We start from the raw sequence: 17,451 nt of genomic DNA, 5'->3' as shown, positions 1-17,451 counted from the left end.
TTGCCAGTTTTGCCGGCCATGCCTCAATCTGGCTAGGCGTCAGCACGATGGTAATGGAAAGGCACCTGAGCGGCCTGCGCGACACCCTCCAAGCGATGGAGCGCTTGCATCAGCAAAGCTATCGTCAGCACGGCCACCTTAAGTCGCCGCAATTCTTCGCCGAGCGCCGGCATCTGCTCAGCCAGTTGGATGCCCACCTGCTGAACTCCACTCGCCTGCGTGGTCAGACCAGCCTGGGCGATCACCCCAAACTGAAGACAGCTCTGGGTATTTCCAACCGAAGTCTGGTACATCACTGGGACAAGGCCGGTGCACCGGGACAGATACCCGGTTATGCCACGCATGTGAATGCCACCAGCCGTGCTGTTCAGTATATGAAAACAGGCGGTTATATCGGTATTGGCATTGGCGGCGTGTCCTCGGTGCTGGCTATTCAGGAGGTGTGTAACAGTGGCTCCGTAGCGGCTTGCGAGAAGATCAGGTTTACTGAAGGAGGGGAATTCGGGTTGTCCACCGTTGGTGGTTTTATTGGTGGAAGGATAGCCCAATCTGCCAGCGCTCCGATCTGCGTGGCGCTTGGTGCCTCTACAGGTGTAGGGGGTGTCGCCTGTTTCGCGGTCTTAGTCGGAACTGGCTCGTGGGTAGGTACGACAGTCGGTGGTATGGGGGGCGAATACATGGGTGAGAAAATTTACGAAGCTACACAGCCATGACCAGCATCGATACATGGCCTTCGTGGATTGCAATCATTGTCACCGGAGGTCCAGGTTTGCTCGGACTTGCAAGTATTGCATTCAGCCTGTATTTGAGCCGCCGCCATCTGGACGCTATAAAGGAGGCGTTGAAGAACAGCCGTTATATTTATATATGGGGGCCGAGATTGGGGAATCGAGGGGTGATTTGGTCTCTCCTGGAGATTGCAAAAATCGCCGGGATGATCATGATGCCAAGGGCATCACTGCGCATCGGCGAGTTGGATCCAGTCGATCTTGAAAATTTTCCCTCTCACCTTAAACGTCTACTGAAAATCGACTTCGCGATAATGATGGGCAGTGGTATTTGGATGGTAATTGTATATGTACTGTTGAAATTTAAATAACCTGATGCACGACTATTCAAAATTGAAAACAGCCCTGGGTATTTCCAACCAAAGTCTGGTGCATCACTGGGACAAGGTTGGTGCGCCGGGGCAAATACCCGGTTATGCCACGCATGTAAATGCCACCAGCCGTGCTGTTCAGTATATGAAAACAGGCGGCTATATCGGTATTGGCATTGGCGGCGTGTCCTCGGTGCTGACTATTCAGGAGGTGTATAACAGTGGCTCCGTAGCGGCTGAGAAGGTCGGGTTTACTAAGGAAATGCTGATCTATTCTGTTTTCGCCCAGGGAACACCCTTCAAACCTTAATTTACCTGAGGTGCCCAAACACAGTTGATAGGTTGTCAATGAGCATGGCGAGCCTGTTTTCAACGCCACACGGGCCAGCGCAGATACATTTCATACAGAGCCTAGGAAGTGACCGCGATGCCCCTTATAATGCGCGGTTCTCTGAATCACTTGATGAAACCCCATGGCCAAGAAGCTTTATATCGAAACCCACGGTTGCCAGATGAACGAGTACGACAGCTCGCGCATGGTCGATCTGCTGGGCGAACATCAGGCCCTGGAAGTCACCGCTCGCGCTGAAGACGCGGACGTTATCCTGCTCAATACCTGCTCGATCCGCGAGCGCGCCCAGGACCGGGTCTACTCCCAGTTGGGCCGCTGGCGCGAACTGAAGCTGGCGAACCCGGAGATGGTGATCGCCGTCGGCGGCTGCGTTGCCAGCCAGGAAGGCGCGGCGATTCGCGACCGCGCCCCCTATGTCGACGTGGTCTTCGGCCCACAGACCTTGCACCGCCTGCCGGAAATGATCGATGCCGCGCGCCTGACCAAACTGCCGCAGGTTGATGTCTCGTTCCCGGAAATCGAAAAATTCGACCACCTGCCCGAGCCGCGCATCGAGGGGCCCAGCGCCTATGTGTCGGTGATGGAAGGTTGCAGCAAGTACTGCACCTTCTGCGTGGTGCCCTATACCCGCGGTGAAGAAGTCAGCCGACCGTTCGACGACGTGATCGCCGAAATCATCCACCTGGCCGAGCACGGCGTGCGCGAAGTGACCCTGCTGGGACAGAACGTCAATGGCTATCGCGGCACCACCCATGACGGGCGCCTGGCCGATCTGGCGGAACTGATCCGGGTGGTCGCCGCCGTCGACGGCATCGAGCGCATCCGCTACACCACCTCCCACCCGCTGGAGTTCTCCGACAGCCTGATCCAGGCTCACGCCGAGGTGCCCGAGCTGGTCAAGCACCTGCATCTGCCCGTGCAATCGGGCTCGGACCGGATTCTCGCGGCGATGAAACGCAACCACACCGCGCTGGAATACAAATCCAAGCTGCGCAAACTGCGCGCCGCCGTGCCGGGGATCTGCATCAGTTCGGACTTTATCGTCGGTTTCCCTGGCGAAACCGAGAAGGACTTCCAGCAGACGATGAAGCTGATCGAAGACGTGGGTTTTGACTTCTCCTACTCGTTCGTCTACAGCCAACGCCCCGGCACCCCCGCCGCGGACCTTGTGGACGACACGCCAGAGGCGCTGAAAAAACAGCGCCTCAATGTCCTGCAACAGCGCCTGAACCAGCAGGGTTTCGAGATCAGCCGACAAATGGTCGGCTCGACCCAGCGCATCCTGGTGACCGATTACTCGAAAAAGGACCCCGGTGAACTGCAAGGCCGGACCGAGAATAACCGTATCGTCAACTTCCGCTGCGACAATCCACAACTGATCGGCCAGTTCGTCGACGTCCATATCGACGCAGCCCAACCCCATTCACTGCGCGGCTCGATGCTTCAATGAGCGCGTGTGGCGAGGGGCGTTCAGCGCTCATAAGCGCTTTCGTACCCGAGCCGCTAGCGTTATCCTTGAATCCATATCCATTGCCATAGGGCGGCTAAAAAACAACCTTGAACGCACCCATAGAACCCCATCGTTTCATTCTCGAACCCTTCGAGGCCCGTCGCTTCGCCAATCTGTGCGGGCAATTCGACGAGCATTTGCGCTTGATCGAACAGCGCTTGACGATCGAGATCCGCAACCGCGGCAATCAGTTCGAACTGATCGGCGAACCCAAGCTCACCACTTCCGCGGAAAACCTGCTGCGCCGCCTGTACCGGGAAACCAAGGGTACAGAGCTGTCCGCAGACATGGTGCACCTGTTCCTGCAGGAATCGGCGATCGAAGACCTCGACAGCAATCCGGTCGCCGAAGCCGCCGTGGCGTTGCGCACCAAGAAAGGCATGATTCGCCCGCGTGGCATCAACCAGCAGCGCTACGTGAAGGAAGTCCTGGCCAACGATATCAACTTCGGCATCGGCCCTGCGGGCACCGGCAAAACCTACCTGGCCGTGGCCTGCGCCGTGGACGCCCTGGAGCGCGAGCAGGTGCGCCGCATCTTGTTGGTGCGCCCAGCGGTCGAGGCCGGTGAAAAACTCGGTTTCCTGCCCGGCGACCTGGCACAGAAGATCGACCCATACCTGCGCCCGCTCTACGATGCGCTGTACGAAATGCTCGGTTTCGAATACGTGGCCAAGCTGATCGAGCGCCAGGTGATCGAGATCGCCCCGCTCGCCTATATGCGCGGGCGCACACTGAACAACAGCTTCATCATCCTCGACGAAAGCCAGAACACCACCGTCGAGCAGATGAAGATGTTCTTGACCCGAATCGGTTTCGGCTCCACCGCCGTCATCACCGGTGACATCACTCAAGTCGACCTGCCCAAGGGCACCAAGTCCGGCCTGGCCCATGTCATCGACGTGCTGAAAGACGTGCCAGGTATCAGCTTCACCCACTTCCAGCCCAAGGACGTGGTCCGCCACCCCCTGGTGCAACGCATCGTCGAAGCCTACGAGCGCTTCGAGAATCGCCCGGTCCAATCGTCTTCCGTACAGGACAGCCGTCGCGATGCTTGAACTCGACCTGCAACTGGCCAGTGCTGCGCCGACCCCGAGCGAAAACGACTTGCGCACCTGGTGCGAACTGGCCCTGCGCCAGCGCAGCGCCGACTCGGAGTTGACCATCCGTCTGGTGGACGAAGCCGAAGGCCGCGAGCTCAACCATACCTGGCGACAGAAGGACTACGCGACCAACGTGTTGTCCTTCCCCGCCGACGTGCCGGACGAGTTGCTGGATATCCCCTTGCTGGGGGACCTGGTGATCTGCGTACCGGTGGTCGCCCGCGAGGCGGCCGAACAAGGCAAGGCACTGGACGCCCACTGGGCCCATCTGGTCATTCACGGCTGCCTGCATCTGTTAGGTTACGACCATATCGATGACGCGCAAGCCGAGGAAATGGAAGCACTGGAACGAGAGTTGCTTGCTGAACTGGGTCATCCCGACCCGTACATCGATGATGAAAACTGATCACTCAACAACCAAGGGAAACGAGTAAATCGCTATGAGCGAAGACCGATCGAGCAACGGGCAGAAGTCCTGGCTGGGTAAACTGACCCAGGCTTTTGCCCATGAGCCGAAAAACCGCCAGGAGCTGTTGGAGCTGCTGCGCGAAGCCCACCAGAACAAATTGCTGGACAGCGAGGCGCTGGCCATCGTCGAAGGCGCCATCCAAGTGGCTGACCTGCAGGTACGGGACATCATGGTCCCGCGCTCGCAGATGATCAGCATCAAGGCGACCCAGACCCCCCGCGAATTTCTCCCCGCGGTCATCGACGCGGCGCACTCGCGCTACCCGGTGATCGGTGAAAGCCACGACGACGTCATGGGCGTGCTGCTGGCCAAGGATCTGCTGCCTCTGATTCTTCAGGAGAATGGCGACAGCTTCAACATCAAGGACCTGCTGCGTCCGGCGACCTTCGTTCCCGAATCCAAGCGCCTGAACGTCCTGCTGCGCGAGTTCCGCGCCAACCACAACCACATGGCCATCGTGATCGACGAATACGGTGGCGTGGCGGGTCTGGTGACCATCGAGGACGTGTTGGAACAGATCGTCGGCGACATCGAGGACGAGCACGATGTCGAGGAAGACAGCTACATCAAGCCCTTGCCCAGCGGTGACTTCCTGATCAAGGCGCTGACGCCAATCGAAAACTTCAATGAGTTTTTCGACAGCGAATTCTCCGATGACGAGTTCGACACTGTCGGCGGACTGGTGATGAGTGCGTTCGGGCATTTGCCCAAGCGTAATGAAATCACCGAAATCGGCGCGTATCGTTTTCGCATCCTGAATGCCGACAGCCGTCGGATTCATTTGATTCGCCTGACCCCCATCAGCCGCTAAGGATCGACATGCTGCGCTTAACCCGTCCCGGCTGGCCCGGTAATTTGCAGGCCGCGATGGCTGGCGCACTGACCACCCTGGCCCTGGCGCCATTCGACATCTGGCCGCTGGCACTGCTCGCGGTCGGCCTGTTCTATGCCGGCCTGCGCGAGCTATCGCCACGCCAGGCGCTGGGGCGCGGCTGGTGCTTCGGTTTCGGTCTATTCGGCGCCGGCACCAGTTGGATCTACGTGAGCATCCATACCTACGGCGGCGCCTCGATCCTGCTGGCGGGGTTTCTGATGCTGGCGTTCGTGGCCGCCATCGCCTGGTTCTTCGCCCTGCCTGCCTGGCTCTGGGCACGCTGGATACGCCGCAATGAAGCGCCGCTGGCCGACGCCCTGGCCTTCGCCGCATTGTGGGTCGGCCAAGAAGCCTTCCGGGGCTGGTTCCTGACTGGTTTCCCATGGCTCTATTCCGGCTACAGCCAGCTGGACGGCCCGTTGTCCGGGCTCGCGCCACTGGGGGGAATCTGGCTGATTTCCTTTACCCTGGCCCTGACCGCCGCGTTGTTGTACAACACGCCACACCTGCTTAAAACTGGCCGTAAGGCCTTTGTCGTGTCGGGTGTAGTCTTGCTGGTCGGCCCCTGGGGCATTGGCCTGGCACTCAAGCATCACGCCTGGACCAGCCCTGCCGGCGAACCACTGAGCGTGGCGGCCATCCAAGGCAATATCGAACAAAGCATGAAGTGGGACCCGGCACAACTCAATGCGCAGCTGGCGCTGTACCGTGACATGAGCTTCAGCGCCAAGCAGGTCGACCTGCTGGTCTGGCCGGAAACCGCAGTCCCGGTGTTGAAGGAGTCAGCCGAAGGCTACCTGTCGATGATGGGTAACTTCGCTGCCGACCGTCATACAGCGCTGATCACCGGCGTACCGATCCGCCAGACCGTGCATCACGAAAAACGCTACTTCAACGGCATTACCGTGACGGGCGAAGGCGACGGCGTCTATCTCAAACAGAAGCTGGTGCCGTTTGGCGAGTACGTACCCTTGCAAGACCTGCTGCGCGGGCTGATCGATTTCTTCAACCTGCCGATGTCCGACTTTGCCCGTGGTCCGGCCGACCAACCCTTGCTACAAGCCAAGGGTTATCAGATTGCCCCGTTCATCTGCTATGAAGTGGTGTACCCAGAGTTCGCCGCCAGCCTGTCGGCGCGCAGCGATCTACTGCTGACCATCAGCAACGACACTTGGTTCGGCGCCTCGATTGGCCCACTGCAACACCTGCAAATGGCCCAGATGCGCGCCCTTGAGGCCGGACGCTGGATGATTCGCGCCACCAACAACGGCGTCACCGGGCTGATCAACCCATTTGGCCAGATCACCACGCAGATTCCCCAGTTTGAACGGGGCATCCTGTACGGTGAAGTGGTTCCGATGCACAACCTGACGCCTTACCTGCAATGGCGTTCGTGGCCGCTGATCATCTTCTGCGCATTGCTGCTCGGCTGGGCGCTGCTGGCCAGCCGGATTGCCAAGACCCTGTAGTTGAAGCAGGCAGGTCCATTTGTAGCGAGCTTAGCGATAGAACAGCCTATAACCCACCTGCCCCACCGCTTCGTTGATCAATTGCCCGCTGAGCCAGATCGCCTTGAACTCCGGCAGCCAGCCGCCCAGCGGGCGGGCATTGTCCCGCCCCCGGAAGCCGACCGGGGCTGGCACTACGCTGAAACCGGCCTTTTCAAAGCTCCACACCGCACGTGGCATATGGGCCGCATGAGTCACCACAACCACCCTCTTGATACCTAGCGGCGCCAGCAGATCATGACTGAACTGAGCATTTTCCCACGTGGTGGTGCTGCGCTCTTCTCGCCAACGCACAGTCACCCCGGAATCATCCTGCATAGACTGCGCCATCAGCGCTGCCTCGCTAGGCGGCGTACCGTAATGCAAACCACCACTGGCCAGTACCGGCAGCCCCGAAGCCTTGGCCAGGCGCGCCGCGTAACGCTGACGTTCCAGGCCGATACCCGTCGGCTGGTCGCTGTCCCAAGCCAAATCGCCCCGTTCACGCCCCGAGCCCAGCACCACGATCGCATCGGCCCGTCGTGCCAGATCGGCCCATTCCTCGCGTTTCAGGGGAGGCACGGTTTCCAGCGCCCGAGCGGACCATTCGACCACCACCGGCAGGCTGACCAGCCAGAACCCTCCCAGCCCCAGGGTGAAACACAGTCCCGCCAGGCGTGGCCGATGGCGACGCAACCACCAGGCAAGCGCCAGCAAGAGCAATAACAGGCCGGGCGGCAGAAGTAATTGTTTCAAAATGAAGCGAACAAGCATCGAGCACCTCCAGAAGATGCTCGAAGCCTAAGGGCATCCGGATCAATCAACAACATTCCAAATCCGTGACGTTCAGACACACGTCAGGCCAACGACAAACAACAAGATGTGGCCGGATGAACCCTTACTTGATCCGCAATGACTTGAAACGCGCCGAATACAACTTGGGCGCCCTGTCCTCCAACCAAATCACCTCGGCTGAACGCCCGCCTCTTTTCTGCTGCGTCACTGTCGCAGCCGGCCTGGGCACGCCACGACCACTCAGGTCCAGATAGGCCCTGATCAGTTCGAACTCAGCGCGGCTCAAGCCCCGTAACTCCAACTCGGCAGGCCGCTCGTCACGCAGGCGAACCGCCGTCCTGGCAACGTCCAGGGCAAGCCCAAGACGCATGATCAAACGCTCGTACAACTCGGGATTAGTTATATTTCTATGCGACTCCACCATCCGTTCACCTCGTTGAAGATAAGAATCACTCCCCCTCTATGAGCTTAGCGGTGCTCGGCCAACCGGTTGGCTGCCGCGACCAACGGCCTTTGTCACGTAATCAGGGTTTCCCTCGATAGAGCGGCGTCATGTATGCTACGGCGCTTCCTGTTATTCCACTTCCAGCAGCACCCAGACAGTGCGTTGAAGAGGATTAGGCCACCCTTTCCAGTACAAAGTAGCCATGCACGAACACTATCAGCCCCGTGAAATCGAAAACGCCGCCCAATCGTTCTGGGATGAGCAAAAGTCCTTTGAAGTCAGTGAGCAGCCAGGCAAGGAGACTTACTATTGCCTGTCGATGTTCCCTTACCCTAGCGGCAAGTTACACATGGGGCACGTGCGCAACTACACCATCGGTGACGTGATTGCGCGTTATCAGCGCATGCAAGGCAAGAACGTCCTGCAACCGATGGGTTGGGACGCCTTCGGCATGCCGGCGGAAAACGCCGCGATGAAGAACAACGTCGCGCCAGCCAAGTGGACCTACGAAAACATCGCCTACATGAAGACCCAGCTACGCAGCCTAGGCCTGGCGGTGGACTGGTCCCGCGAAGTGACCACCTGCAAGCCGGACTATTACCGCTGGGAACAATGGCTGTTCACCCGCCTGTTCGAAAAAGGCGTGATCTACCGTAAGAACGGCACTGTGAACTGGGACCCGGTAGACCAGACCGTACTGGCCAACGAGCAAGTGATCGACGGTCGCGGCTGGCGTTCCGGGGCGCTGATCGAAAAGCGCGAAATCCCCATGTATTACTTCAAGATCACCGCCTACGCCGACGAACTGTTGGAGAGCCTCGACGAACTGCCGGGTTGGCCCGAGCAAGTCAAGACCATGCAGCGCAACTGGATCGGCAAGTCTCGCGGCATGGAAGTGCAGTTCCCTTACGACATCGCCTCCATTGGCGAAGCCGGTGCGCTGAAAGTCTTCACCACCCGTCCGGACACCCTGATGGGCGCGACCTATGTCGCCGTCGCCGCCGAACATTCGCTGGCGACCCAGGCCGCTCGCAACAACCCCGAGCTACAAGCCTTCATTGCGCAATGCAAAGGCGGCAGCGTGGCTGAAGCCGATGTAGCCACCCAGGAAAAGAAAGGTCTGCCGACCGGCTTGTTCGTCGACCACCCGTTGACTGGCGAGAAACTCCCGGTGTGGGTCGCCAACTACGTATTGATGCATTATGGCGACGGCGCCGTAATGGCGGTGCCGGCTCACGACGAGCGCGATTTCGAGTTTGCCCACAAGTACAGCCTGCCGATCAAGTCAGTGGTGCGCACCCGCTCGGGCGATACCCACCCGTCACCCTGGCAGGACGCTTATGGCGAACACGGCACACTGATCAACTCCGGCGAATTCGACGGCCTGGACTTCGCTGGCGCGTTCGACGCCATCGAAGTCGCGCTGATCAAGAAAAACCTCGGGGCCTCGCGCACCCAGTTCCGCCTGCGCGACTGGGGCATCAGCCGTCAGCGCTACTGGGGCTGCCCGATCCCGATCATCCATTGCGACACCTGCGGTGACGTTCCGGTGCCGCAAGACCAACTGCCGGTGGTGTTGCCGGAAGATGTGGTACCGGACGGCGCCGGTTCGCCGCTGGCGCGCATGCCCGAGTTCTACCAGTGCAACTGCCCGAAATGCGGCGCGCCGGCCAAGCGAGAAACCGACACCATGGACACCTTCGTGGAGTCGTCCTGGTACTACGCCCGCTATGCTTCGCCTCACTATGAGGGTGGCCTGGTCGACCCGAAAGCGGCCAACCACTGGCTACCGGTGGACCAATACATCGGTGGTATCGAACACGCGATCCTGCACCTGCTCTACGCGCGCTTCTTCCATAAGCTGATGCGCGACGAAGGTCTGGTCAGCTCCAACGAGCCGTTCAAGAACCTGTTGACCCAGGGCATGGTGGTCGCCGAGACCTACTACCGCCGCGAAGCCAACGGTAGCTTCACCTGGTACAACCCGGCGGATGTCGAGCTCGAACGCGACAGCAAAGCCAAGATCATCGGCGCCAAGCTGATCAGCGACGGCCAGCCAGTGGAAATCGGCGGCACCGAGAAGATGGCCAAATCGAAGAACAACGGCGTCGATCCACAATCGATGATCGAGCAGTACGGAGCCGACACCTGTCGCCTGTTCATGATGTTCGCCTCGCCGCCCGATATGAGCCTGGAATGGTCTGATTCTGGCGTCGAAGGTGCACATCGCTTCCTCAAGCGCGTCTGGCGCCTGGCGCAAGCCCACGTCACCCAAGGCCTACCGGGCCCACTGGAGCTGGCGCTGCTGGACGACGAGCAAAAGGCCATTCGCCGCTCGATCCACCTGGCGATCAAGCAGGCCAGCCAGGACGTCGGCCAGAACCACAAATTCAACACGGCCATCGCCCAGGTGATGACGCTGATGAACGTCCTGGAAAAAGCCCCGCAAGGCACCGAGCAGGATCGCGCACTGATCCAGGAAGGCCTGGAAACCGTGGCCTTGCTGCTGGCACCGATCACCCCGCACATCAGCCACGCGCTGTGGAATCAGTTGGGTCATAACGGTGCCATTATCGACGCCGGCTGGCCGGTGCTGGATGACAACGCCTTGGTCCAGGACAGCCTGGTGCTGGTGATTCAGGTCAACGGCAAACTGCGTGGCCAGATCGAAATGCCGGCCAGCGCCAATCGCGAAGCAATCGAAGCGGCGGCGCGGATCAACGAAAACGTACTGCGCTTCACCGAAGGCCTGACGATTCGCAAAGTGATCGTGGTGCCCGGCAAGCTGGTCAATATCGTCGCTAGCTAATTGGACCAGGCGCCCCTTGTAACGGGCGCCTTACAGAACTTCCGGGGATCGCGGTGTCGATCCCCGGTTTCAGGGGAGCAACAAGATGATCAAACGCAATCTGCTGGTAATGGGCCTTGCGGTGCTGCTGAGCGCGTGCGGCTTCCAGCTGCGCGGCACCGGCGATACCGAACTGACGATCAAGGAACTGTCGCTCAGTGCCCGCAACGCCTACGGTGACACGATCAAGCAGCTGACTCAGGTGCTGGAGCACAGCGGCGTCAAGGTCTACAACGGCGCGCCCTACAAGCTGATCCTGACCAATGAGCAGGAAACCCAGCGTGCGGCCAGCTACGCCGGTTCGAGTCGTACCGCCGAGTACGAACTCAACACCGTACTGAGCTATGAGATCCATGGTGAAAAGGATCTCAAACTACTGGACGGCCAGCTGGAAGTGCAGAAGTACTACGTGCACGACGGCAACAACATCACCGGCGGCGACGCCGAAGCGACCGAACTGCGCAGGGAAATGCGGCGTGACCTGGTGCAGCAGATGGTCATCCGCCTGCAACTGCTGTCGCCGGAGCAGCTCGACAGCCTGCAACAAACCGCCAATGCCAAAGCCAAGGCGGATGCCGATGCCCTGGAAGCTGCGCGCCAGTACGAAGACTCGATACCCAAGCAATCACCTCTGGAACTGCCCAGGCAGTAAGCCGGACGGGGCGTTCCAAGACGCCCCGCCGCTCTCCCTCTATGAAACTAGCCCCTGCCCAACTCGCCAAACACCTGCAAGGCGGCCTTGCGCCCGTCTACATCATCAGCGGTGACGATCCGTTGCTGTGCCAGGAAGCCGCCGACGCCATTCGCGCCGCTGCGCGCCTGCAAGGCTTCGACGAACGACAGGTGTTCAGCGCCGACGCCAACTTCGACTGGGGCACACTATTGCAAGCCGGCGCCAGCATGTCGTTGTTCGCGCAAAAGCGCTTGCTGGAACTACGCCTGCCCTCTGGCAAGCCAGGCGACAAAGGCGCCGCCGCGCTGATGGAGTATTGCGGCCGACCGGCCGAAGACACCTTGCTGTTGATAAGCCTGCCCAAGCTCGACGCCAGCGCACAGAAAACCAAGTGGGGCAAGGCCCTGGTCGAAGGCCAACTGACCCAGTTCATCCAAATTTGGCCGGTCGATGCCAGTCAGCTACCGCAATGGATTCGCCAGCGCCTCTCGCAAGCCGGACTGTCCGCGCAGCAAGATGCGCTGGAACTGATTGCCGCACGGGTCGAAGGCAACTTGCTGGCGGCAGCCCAGGAAATCGAAAAGCTCAAGCTGATGGCCGAGAGCGGGCAGATTACCGTTGAAACCGTGCAGGCCGCAGTGGCCGACAGCGCCCGTTTCGATGTCTTCGGGCTGGTCGACGCCGTACTCAATGGTGAATCGGCCCACGCCCTGCGCATGCTCGAAGGGCTACGGGGTGAAGGGGTCGAACCACCGGTAATTCTCTGGGCCTTGGCTCGAGAGCTGCGACTGCTGGCCAACCTGTCCCAGCAATACAGCCAGGGCGTGCCGCTGGACAAGGCTTTCAGCCAGGCCCGGCCACCGGTCTGGGACAAACGCAGGCCGCTGATAAGCAAAGCCCTGCAACGGCATTCGGCACAACGCTGGAGTCAGTTGCTGATGGACGCGCAGCGGGTCGATGCACAAATCAAAGGGCAGGCCGCAGGCTCGCCCTGGAGCAGCCTGAGCCGCTTGAGCTTGCTGATGTGCGGCCAACGCCTGGCCTTGCCGCCAGAATAGTTTGTGCCAAGCGGGCTGGCCGCAGCGCCACTCCAGCCCTCACTGCCCAATAGCCAAATGCCCTCACTGGACAGCGGTGGGAATCTGCCCGATGATTCGCGCTCTTTCACCTCTTCAAGAGTGCATATCCATGAGCAAGCCGTCTCGGCACCGTCCCAACAAAGCCAAATCAATCATCAGCCAGCCACTGTTCCGAAGCCGCCAGGAACAGCCCGCCAAGGGCAAAGGCAGCTACCGCCGCGAAGCCTTCCAGCCTAAAAGCTGGGAGGCTTCTGACTTTCTAGCCGCGTAAAAGTGCCATCACGACCTGCGCCCTCAGGCATGATAAGGTCAACACCTGATTCGCATTCTCCGGACCCGCGCATGCCCTTTAGTCTCACCCTTCGTTGGCCATTGCGCCGACTGTTTGCCGCCACCAGTTTCATCCTCTTAGTCGCCTGTGCGCAAAAGCCCATCGCCGCCGATGCCGAGCCGCTCCAGACATTGCCCGCGGCGCCCGTATCCGCGCCACAGCTCGCAGGCGACGAATTGGCCCTTCAGCCCGCCCAAAGCTTCGATGACTGGCGAGATGCGTTTCGCGCCGAAGCCCTGCGCGCCGATATCACGGCGACCACCTTCGACACCGCCTTTGCCGGCATCACCCCCGATATGAGTGTGATCAAGGCCGATCGCAGCCAACCGGAATTCACCCGCCCCGTGTGGGAATACCTCGACGGCGCACTCTCGTCACTGCGCGTGCGCAGGGGCCAGGCGCTGCTGATCCAGAATGCCGCACTGCTGCAAAGCATCGAGCAACGTTATGGCGTCGACCGGGAAACCCTGGTTGCCGTATGGGGTATGGAAAGCAACTTCGGCCAGTTCCAGGGAGATAAGTCGGTGATTCGCTCGCTGGCGACGCTGGCTTACGAAGGTCGCCGTCCGGATTTCGCCCAGAGCCAGTTGCTCGCGGCGCTACAGATCATCCAGCACGGCGATATCCTCCCCGGACAGATGCTCGGCTCCTGGGCCGGGGCCATGGGCCAGACCCAATTTATCCCAACCACCTACAACACCTATGCGGTGGACTTCGATGGGGACGGTCGCCGCGACATCTGGAACGCGTCGGCAGACGCCCTGGCCTCGACCGCCAACTACCTGCAAAGCTCCGGCTGGCAGAAAGGTCAACCTTGGGGATTTGAAGTCACGCTACCCACCCGCTTTGACTATGCATTGGCGGACGGTGCCATCCGCAAGCCAGTGAGCGAGTGGTTACAGATGGGAATGCGACTTCCCGCCGGCGCGGCGCTGCCCTATGGAGCTGAGTCACTGTCGGCCTCGCTGCTGTTGCCAGCGGGTTACCGTGGGCCGGGGTTTCTGGTGCTGGACAACTTCCGCGCCATCCTCAAGTACAACAATTCGTCGTCCTACGGCCTGGCCGTCGGTCTACTGTCCCAGCGCTTCAACAGCGGCGGAGTGATTCGCGCAGGCTGGCCCAAAGATGACCTGCCGCTGAGTCGCGTCGAGCGGATAGAGTTGCAGACGCTACTCAACACCAACGGCTACGACGCCGGCAATCCGGATGGGATTATCGGTGCGAACACCCGCAAGGCGATTCGCGGTGCGCAGCAGGCACTGGGCTGGCCTGCGGATGGCTATGCGAATCACAAGCTGCTGGAAAGCTTGCGTAATCGCTGAAGTCGGCCACGAATGGGGATGCGCAAGGTTGTGTGGCGAATAAAGGGCTGGGCGGTAATCAGGCACAGCCCTTAACCCAGTGATCGCGCCGGATCAGTTAGCAGCGAGCGTAACATCCTGCTCCAGGACCAGTTGCAAGGCATCGGCATCCAATCGCACCTGCGCGCCCAACGGTAGCGTCAGGTTCGGGTCGCAATGCCCACTGCGCCAACCCGCCAGCACCGGAATAGCCAACGGCTCCAGCTCCTGCTTGAGCAGGCATAGCAGCGCATCGGAATCGATGCCGGCGAAATCCCCCACCAACACGCCTCTGAGCCCTTCCAGCTTGCCGGCCAGGCGCAGATGGGTCAGCAACCGATCAATCCGGTACAGCGGCTCGTTGACGTCCTCCATCAGCAGGATCACGCCATCGGTATCGATCTCGTAAGCGGTGCCCAGGCTCGCACAGATCAACGACAGGTTGCCACCCTGCAGGCGCCCGGAGGCGACCCCTGGGATTACGGCGGTTAGCGGATAAGCTTTGGGATGATGAAGCACCGTGCCAGCCCGTGCCCTTCCGGTCAGCAGGTCGAACAATGAAGACTCGGTGGGCGGTTGCTTGTCACCCAGCAGATCGATATTGAACATCGGCCCATGAAACGTCATAAACCCCGCGTGCCGTGCAATCGCCAGGTGCAACGCGGTGATATCGCTGTATCCGACCAGAATCTTTGGATGTTTCTCAAGCCGTTGGTAATCGATCTTATCCAGCAGCCGCGGACAACCGTAACCTCCGCGCAGACAGAAAATGGCATCGATTTCATCATCGGAAAAAGCATCGTGCAGATCCCGCAGGCGCACTTCGTCGCTACCGGCAAGATAGCCGTGCCGTTGCGAGACCCCCGGAAATATCCGCAGCTTGTAGCCACGGGCCTGTGCCCACTGTTGTGCCCTGATCGGCTCAAGGGCCACAGGGCCGGCCGGGGCGATCAGGCCGATCACCCCACCCTCGGGCAGCGCCGAAACCGCACTCCGGACCGGATAGCAAGCCCGCACGGGTCGACGACTGCTCATCACTTACGCCCCGATCAGCTCGGCCTTGACCAGCTTGGCCTGCTCGTCGGCGTGGTACGAGGAACGCACCAACGGCCCCGAAGCGACATTCTTGAAGCCCATCTTGTAGCCTTCCTCGGCGAACCAGGCGAAGGTGTCCGGGTGTACGAAGCGTTGAACCGGTAGGTGGCTGCGCGACGGCTGCAGGTACTGACCGAGGGTCAACATGTCGATGTCGTGTTCGCGCATGCGCTTCATGACCTCGATGACTTCATCGTCGGTCTCGCCCAGGCCGAGCATCAGGCCGGACTTGGTCGGAATATGCGGCATCATCTGCTTGAAGCGTTGCAGCAGGGTCAGCGACCACTGGTAGTCGGAACCCGGACGGGCGGCCTTGTACAGGCGCGGCACGGTTTCCAGGTTGTGGTTGAACACATCCGGCGGCTCGGCGGCGGTGATTTGCAGCGCGATGTCCATGCGTCCACGGTAGTCCGGGACCAGGGTTTCAAGCTGAACGTTCGGCGACAGCTTGCGGATCTCGCGAATGCAATCGGCGAAATGCTGGGCACCACCGTCACGCAGGTCGTCGCGGTCCACGGAGGTGATCACCACGTACTTCAGGCGCAGGTCGGCGATGGCGATGGCCAGGCTTTGCGGCTCATTGATGTCCAGGGGCTTGGGTCGGCCATGGCCGACGTCGCAGAACGGGCAACGACGGGTGCAGATATCTCCCATGATCATGAAGGTTGCGGTGCCGCCACTGAAACACTCGCCCAGGTTCGGGCAGGAGGCTTCTTCACAGACACTGTGCAGCTTGTGCTTGCGCAGCAATTGCTTGATGCGGTCGACTTCCGGCGATACCGGGATGCGGACCCGAATCCAGTCCGGCTTCTTCGGCAGCTCGGTGGTCGGGATGATTTTCACCGGGATCCGCGCCACCTTCTCGGCACCGCGTAGCTTGACACCGGTTTCGACTTTCGCACGGGCCGGCCGCTCGGAAACATCCAGTGTCGGGATCAGGGTTTGCACAGCATCTTGCGCAGTAGTCATATCAATCGATTCCGCCCGTTAGGGTCGTCTGCTCAGCATAGTCGAGGTGTTTGACGAGCTGCGCGCGCAGCCGGGCACTTACCTCGGCAAATTCAATCGGCCCTGTGTGGTCACGTAGCTGGGTCATCGCCAGCCCCGCATAACCGCAGGGATTAATCCGCCGAAACGGCTCAAGGTCCATGTCGACGTTCAACGCCAAGCCATGGAAGGAACAACCATTGCGAATCCGCAGGCCCAGGGAGGCGATTTTCGCACCATTGACATACACCCCAGGGGCGTCGGCCTTGGCTGCGGCGCTTACGCCATAACCGGCCAGCAATTCGATCAGGCAGCGCTCCATCCGGCTGACCAGTTCGCGCACGCCAAAACCGAGGCGGCGAACGTCCAGCAACAGATAAGCCACTAGCTGGCCAGGTCCATGATAGGTCACTTGGCCGCCGCGATCGACCTTGACCACCGCAATGTCGCCCGGCAGCAGCAAGTGTTCGGCCTTGCCGGCCTGCCCCTGGGTAAAGACCGGCGGGTGCTGCACCAGCCAGACCTCATCGGCAAACTCTGCACACTTGCGTGCGTCGGTAAATCGCTGCATGGCATGCCAGACCGGCTCGTAAGGCGTCTGGCCGAGCTCGCGAAAGCCCAACACGCCCGTCATCACAACACCATGTGTACGAAGCCGGTGGCTCGTAACTCGCTGTTGATGTTGTACAACTGGTCCTGGTCGGTGGCTACGATGTGCAACTGAATGGTGGTGTACTTGCCGTTGGTGCTCTGGCGTTCGTCTATCCGGTTGTCGTTGATCGTGGCGTGTTTCCTGACGATCTCGACAATCTTGTCCTTATTGCCCACACCCGTGTCACTGATCACCTTGACCGGATAGTCGGTGACTGGGAACTCGATTTTCGGAGCTTTTACTTCAGTGTCTGTCATGACTATAACGGCCTCGTAAGCCCAGGCAACGGACGCATCTCGCGCTCGGGTCAAGCGC

The 17,451-nt window shown here is 60.2% G+C and carries 19 protein-coding genes; 13 read left to right on the top strand and 6 right to left on the bottom strand.

Translation table 11 applies throughout. The features are described from left to right. The 8 genes from AWM79_RS07430 to lnt all read left to right on the top strand — a co-directional run. The coding region (locus tag AWM79_RS07430) for a hypothetical protein (RefSeq protein WP_060782527.1) at positions 1–713 on the top strand (713 nt) is incomplete at its 5' end. Continuing rightward, positions 710–1,099 carry a hypothetical protein gene (locus tag AWM79_RS07425; protein ID WP_060782526.1) on the top strand — a complete coding sequence of 130 codons (390 nt, stop codon included), beginning with the start codon at positions 710–712 and terminating at the stop codon, positions 1,097–1,099. The genes AWM79_RS07430 and AWM79_RS07425, both read left to right, overlap by 4 nt. A gap of 4 nt (positions 1,100–1,103) precedes the next feature. Further along, positions 1,104–1,409, top strand: a complete 306-nt coding sequence (locus AWM79_RS07420) for a hypothetical protein (RefSeq protein ID WP_060782525.1) — start codon at positions 1,104–1,106, stop codon at positions 1,407–1,409. 163 nt (positions 1,410–1,572) lie between these two features. Next, the gene (miaB, locus tag AWM79_RS07415; RefSeq protein ID WP_060782524.1) at positions 1,573–2,901 is read left to right on the top strand and encodes a tRNA (N6-isopentenyl adenosine(37)-C2)-methylthiotransferase MiaB; all 1,329 of its coding nucleotides are present in this window, start codon (positions 1,573–1,575) and stop codon (positions 2,899–2,901) included. Between the two features lie 107 nt (positions 2,902–3,008). Continuing rightward, positions 3,009–4,016 carry a PhoH family protein gene (locus tag AWM79_RS07410; RefSeq protein ID WP_017131431.1) on the top strand — a complete coding sequence of 336 codons (1,008 nt, stop codon included), beginning with the start codon at positions 3,009–3,011 and terminating at the stop codon, positions 4,014–4,016. Then, complete coding sequence (gene ybeY, locus AWM79_RS07405; RefSeq protein ID WP_017131430.1) at positions 4,009–4,467, top strand: rRNA maturation RNase YbeY; 459 nt, start codon at positions 4,009–4,011, stop codon at positions 4,465–4,467. Before AWM79_RS07410 ends, ybeY begins: the two co-directional genes overlap by 8 nt. Positions 4,468–4,501: 34 nt before the next feature. Then, positions 4,502–5,341 carry an HlyC/CorC family transporter gene (locus AWM79_RS07400; protein ID WP_017131429.1) on the top strand — a complete coding sequence of 280 codons (840 nt, stop codon included), beginning with the start codon at positions 4,502–4,504 and terminating at the stop codon, positions 5,339–5,341. A gap of 8 nt (positions 5,342–5,349) precedes the next feature. Further along, entirely contained in the window at positions 5,350–6,873 is a 1,524-nt protein-coding gene (lnt, locus tag AWM79_RS07395) for an apolipoprotein N-acyltransferase (RefSeq protein WP_060782523.1), read from the top strand. A 30-nt stretch (positions 6,874–6,903) separates the two neighbouring features. Here the strand turns inward: lnt and AWM79_RS07390 are convergent, their stop codons facing one another. Then, complete coding sequence (locus tag AWM79_RS07390; protein WP_017131427.1) at positions 6,904–7,665, bottom strand: YdcF family protein; 762 nt, start codon at positions 7,663–7,665, stop codon at positions 6,904–6,906. A 124-nt stretch (positions 7,666–7,789) separates the two neighbouring features. Then, positions 7,790–8,110 carry a hypothetical protein gene (locus tag AWM79_RS07385; protein ID WP_017131426.1) on the bottom strand — a complete coding sequence of 107 codons (321 nt, stop codon included), beginning with the start codon at positions 8,108–8,110 and terminating at the stop codon, positions 7,790–7,792. 223 nt (positions 8,111–8,333) lie between these two features. On the opposite strand from AWM79_RS07385, the gene leuS reads away from it, so the two are divergent. The 5 genes from leuS to AWM79_RS07360 all read left to right on the top strand — a co-directional run bounded on the left by leuS (position 8,334) and on the right by AWM79_RS07360 (position 14,384). Further along, positions 8,334–10,940, top strand: a complete 2,607-nt coding sequence (gene leuS, locus AWM79_RS07380; protein ID WP_017131425.1) for a leucine--tRNA ligase — start codon at positions 8,334–8,336, stop codon at positions 10,938–10,940. A gap of 85 nt (positions 10,941–11,025) precedes the next feature. Continuing rightward, positions 11,026–11,631, top strand: a complete 606-nt coding sequence (locus AWM79_RS07375) for an LPS-assembly lipoprotein LptE (protein WP_017131424.1) — start codon at positions 11,026–11,028, stop codon at positions 11,629–11,631. Positions 11,632–11,672: 41 nt separating this feature from the next. Next, positions 11,673–12,710, top strand: a complete 1,038-nt coding sequence (gene holA, locus AWM79_RS07370) for a DNA polymerase III subunit delta (protein WP_017131423.1) — start codon at positions 11,673–11,675, stop codon at positions 12,708–12,710. A 130-nt stretch (positions 12,711–12,840) separates the two neighbouring features. Further along, complete coding sequence (arfA, locus tag AWM79_RS07365) at positions 12,841–13,002, top strand: alternative ribosome rescue factor ArfA (RefSeq protein WP_017131422.1); 162 nt, start codon at positions 12,841–12,843, stop codon at positions 13,000–13,002. A gap of 71 nt (positions 13,003–13,073) precedes the next feature. Beyond that, on the top strand, positions 13,074–14,384 hold the full coding sequence (locus AWM79_RS07360) for a lytic murein transglycosylase (protein ID WP_017131421.1): 1,311 nt from the start codon (positions 13,074–13,076) through the stop codon (positions 14,382–14,384). 93 nt (positions 14,385–14,477) lie between these two features. Here AWM79_RS07360 and AWM79_RS07355 read toward each other — a convergent pair whose 3' ends face one another. Genes AWM79_RS07355 through AWM79_RS07340 form a run of 4 tightly spaced genes read right to left on the bottom strand, consistent with a single transcriptional unit; the run spans position 14,478 to position 17,393 of the window. Beyond that, complete coding sequence (locus AWM79_RS07355; RefSeq protein ID WP_051000613.1) at positions 14,478–15,437, bottom strand: S66 peptidase family protein; 960 nt, start codon at positions 15,435–15,437, stop codon at positions 14,478–14,480. 3 nt (positions 15,438–15,440) lie between these two features. Then, positions 15,441–16,466 carry a lipoyl synthase gene (gene lipA / locus AWM79_RS07350; protein WP_017131419.1) on the bottom strand — a complete coding sequence of 342 codons (1,026 nt, stop codon included), beginning with the start codon at positions 16,464–16,466 and terminating at the stop codon, positions 15,441–15,443. Between the two features lies 1 nt (position 16,467). Continuing rightward, positions 16,468–17,118: a lipoyl(octanoyl) transferase LipB gene (lipB, locus tag AWM79_RS07345; protein ID WP_017131418.1), complete on the bottom strand. Its 651-nt coding sequence runs from the start codon at positions 17,116–17,118 to the stop codon at positions 16,468–16,470. Continuing rightward, positions 17,118–17,393 carry a DUF493 domain-containing protein gene (locus AWM79_RS07340; protein WP_017131417.1) on the bottom strand — a complete coding sequence of 92 codons (276 nt, stop codon included), beginning with the start codon at positions 17,391–17,393 and terminating at the stop codon, positions 17,118–17,120. The genes lipB and AWM79_RS07340 overlap by 1 nt, the downstream gene beginning before the upstream one ends. Positions 17,394–17,451: the final 58 nt, after the last annotated feature.

It is taken from the genome of Pseudomonas agarici (genome assembly GCF_001543125.1).
In the GTDB taxonomy this organism is placed as follows: Bacteria; Pseudomonadota; Gammaproteobacteria; order Pseudomonadales; family Pseudomonadaceae; genus Aquipseudomonas; species Aquipseudomonas agarici.
The sequence above is the reverse complement of the archived record's forward strand: the minus strand, read 5'-3'. Positions and strand labels throughout refer to the sequence as shown.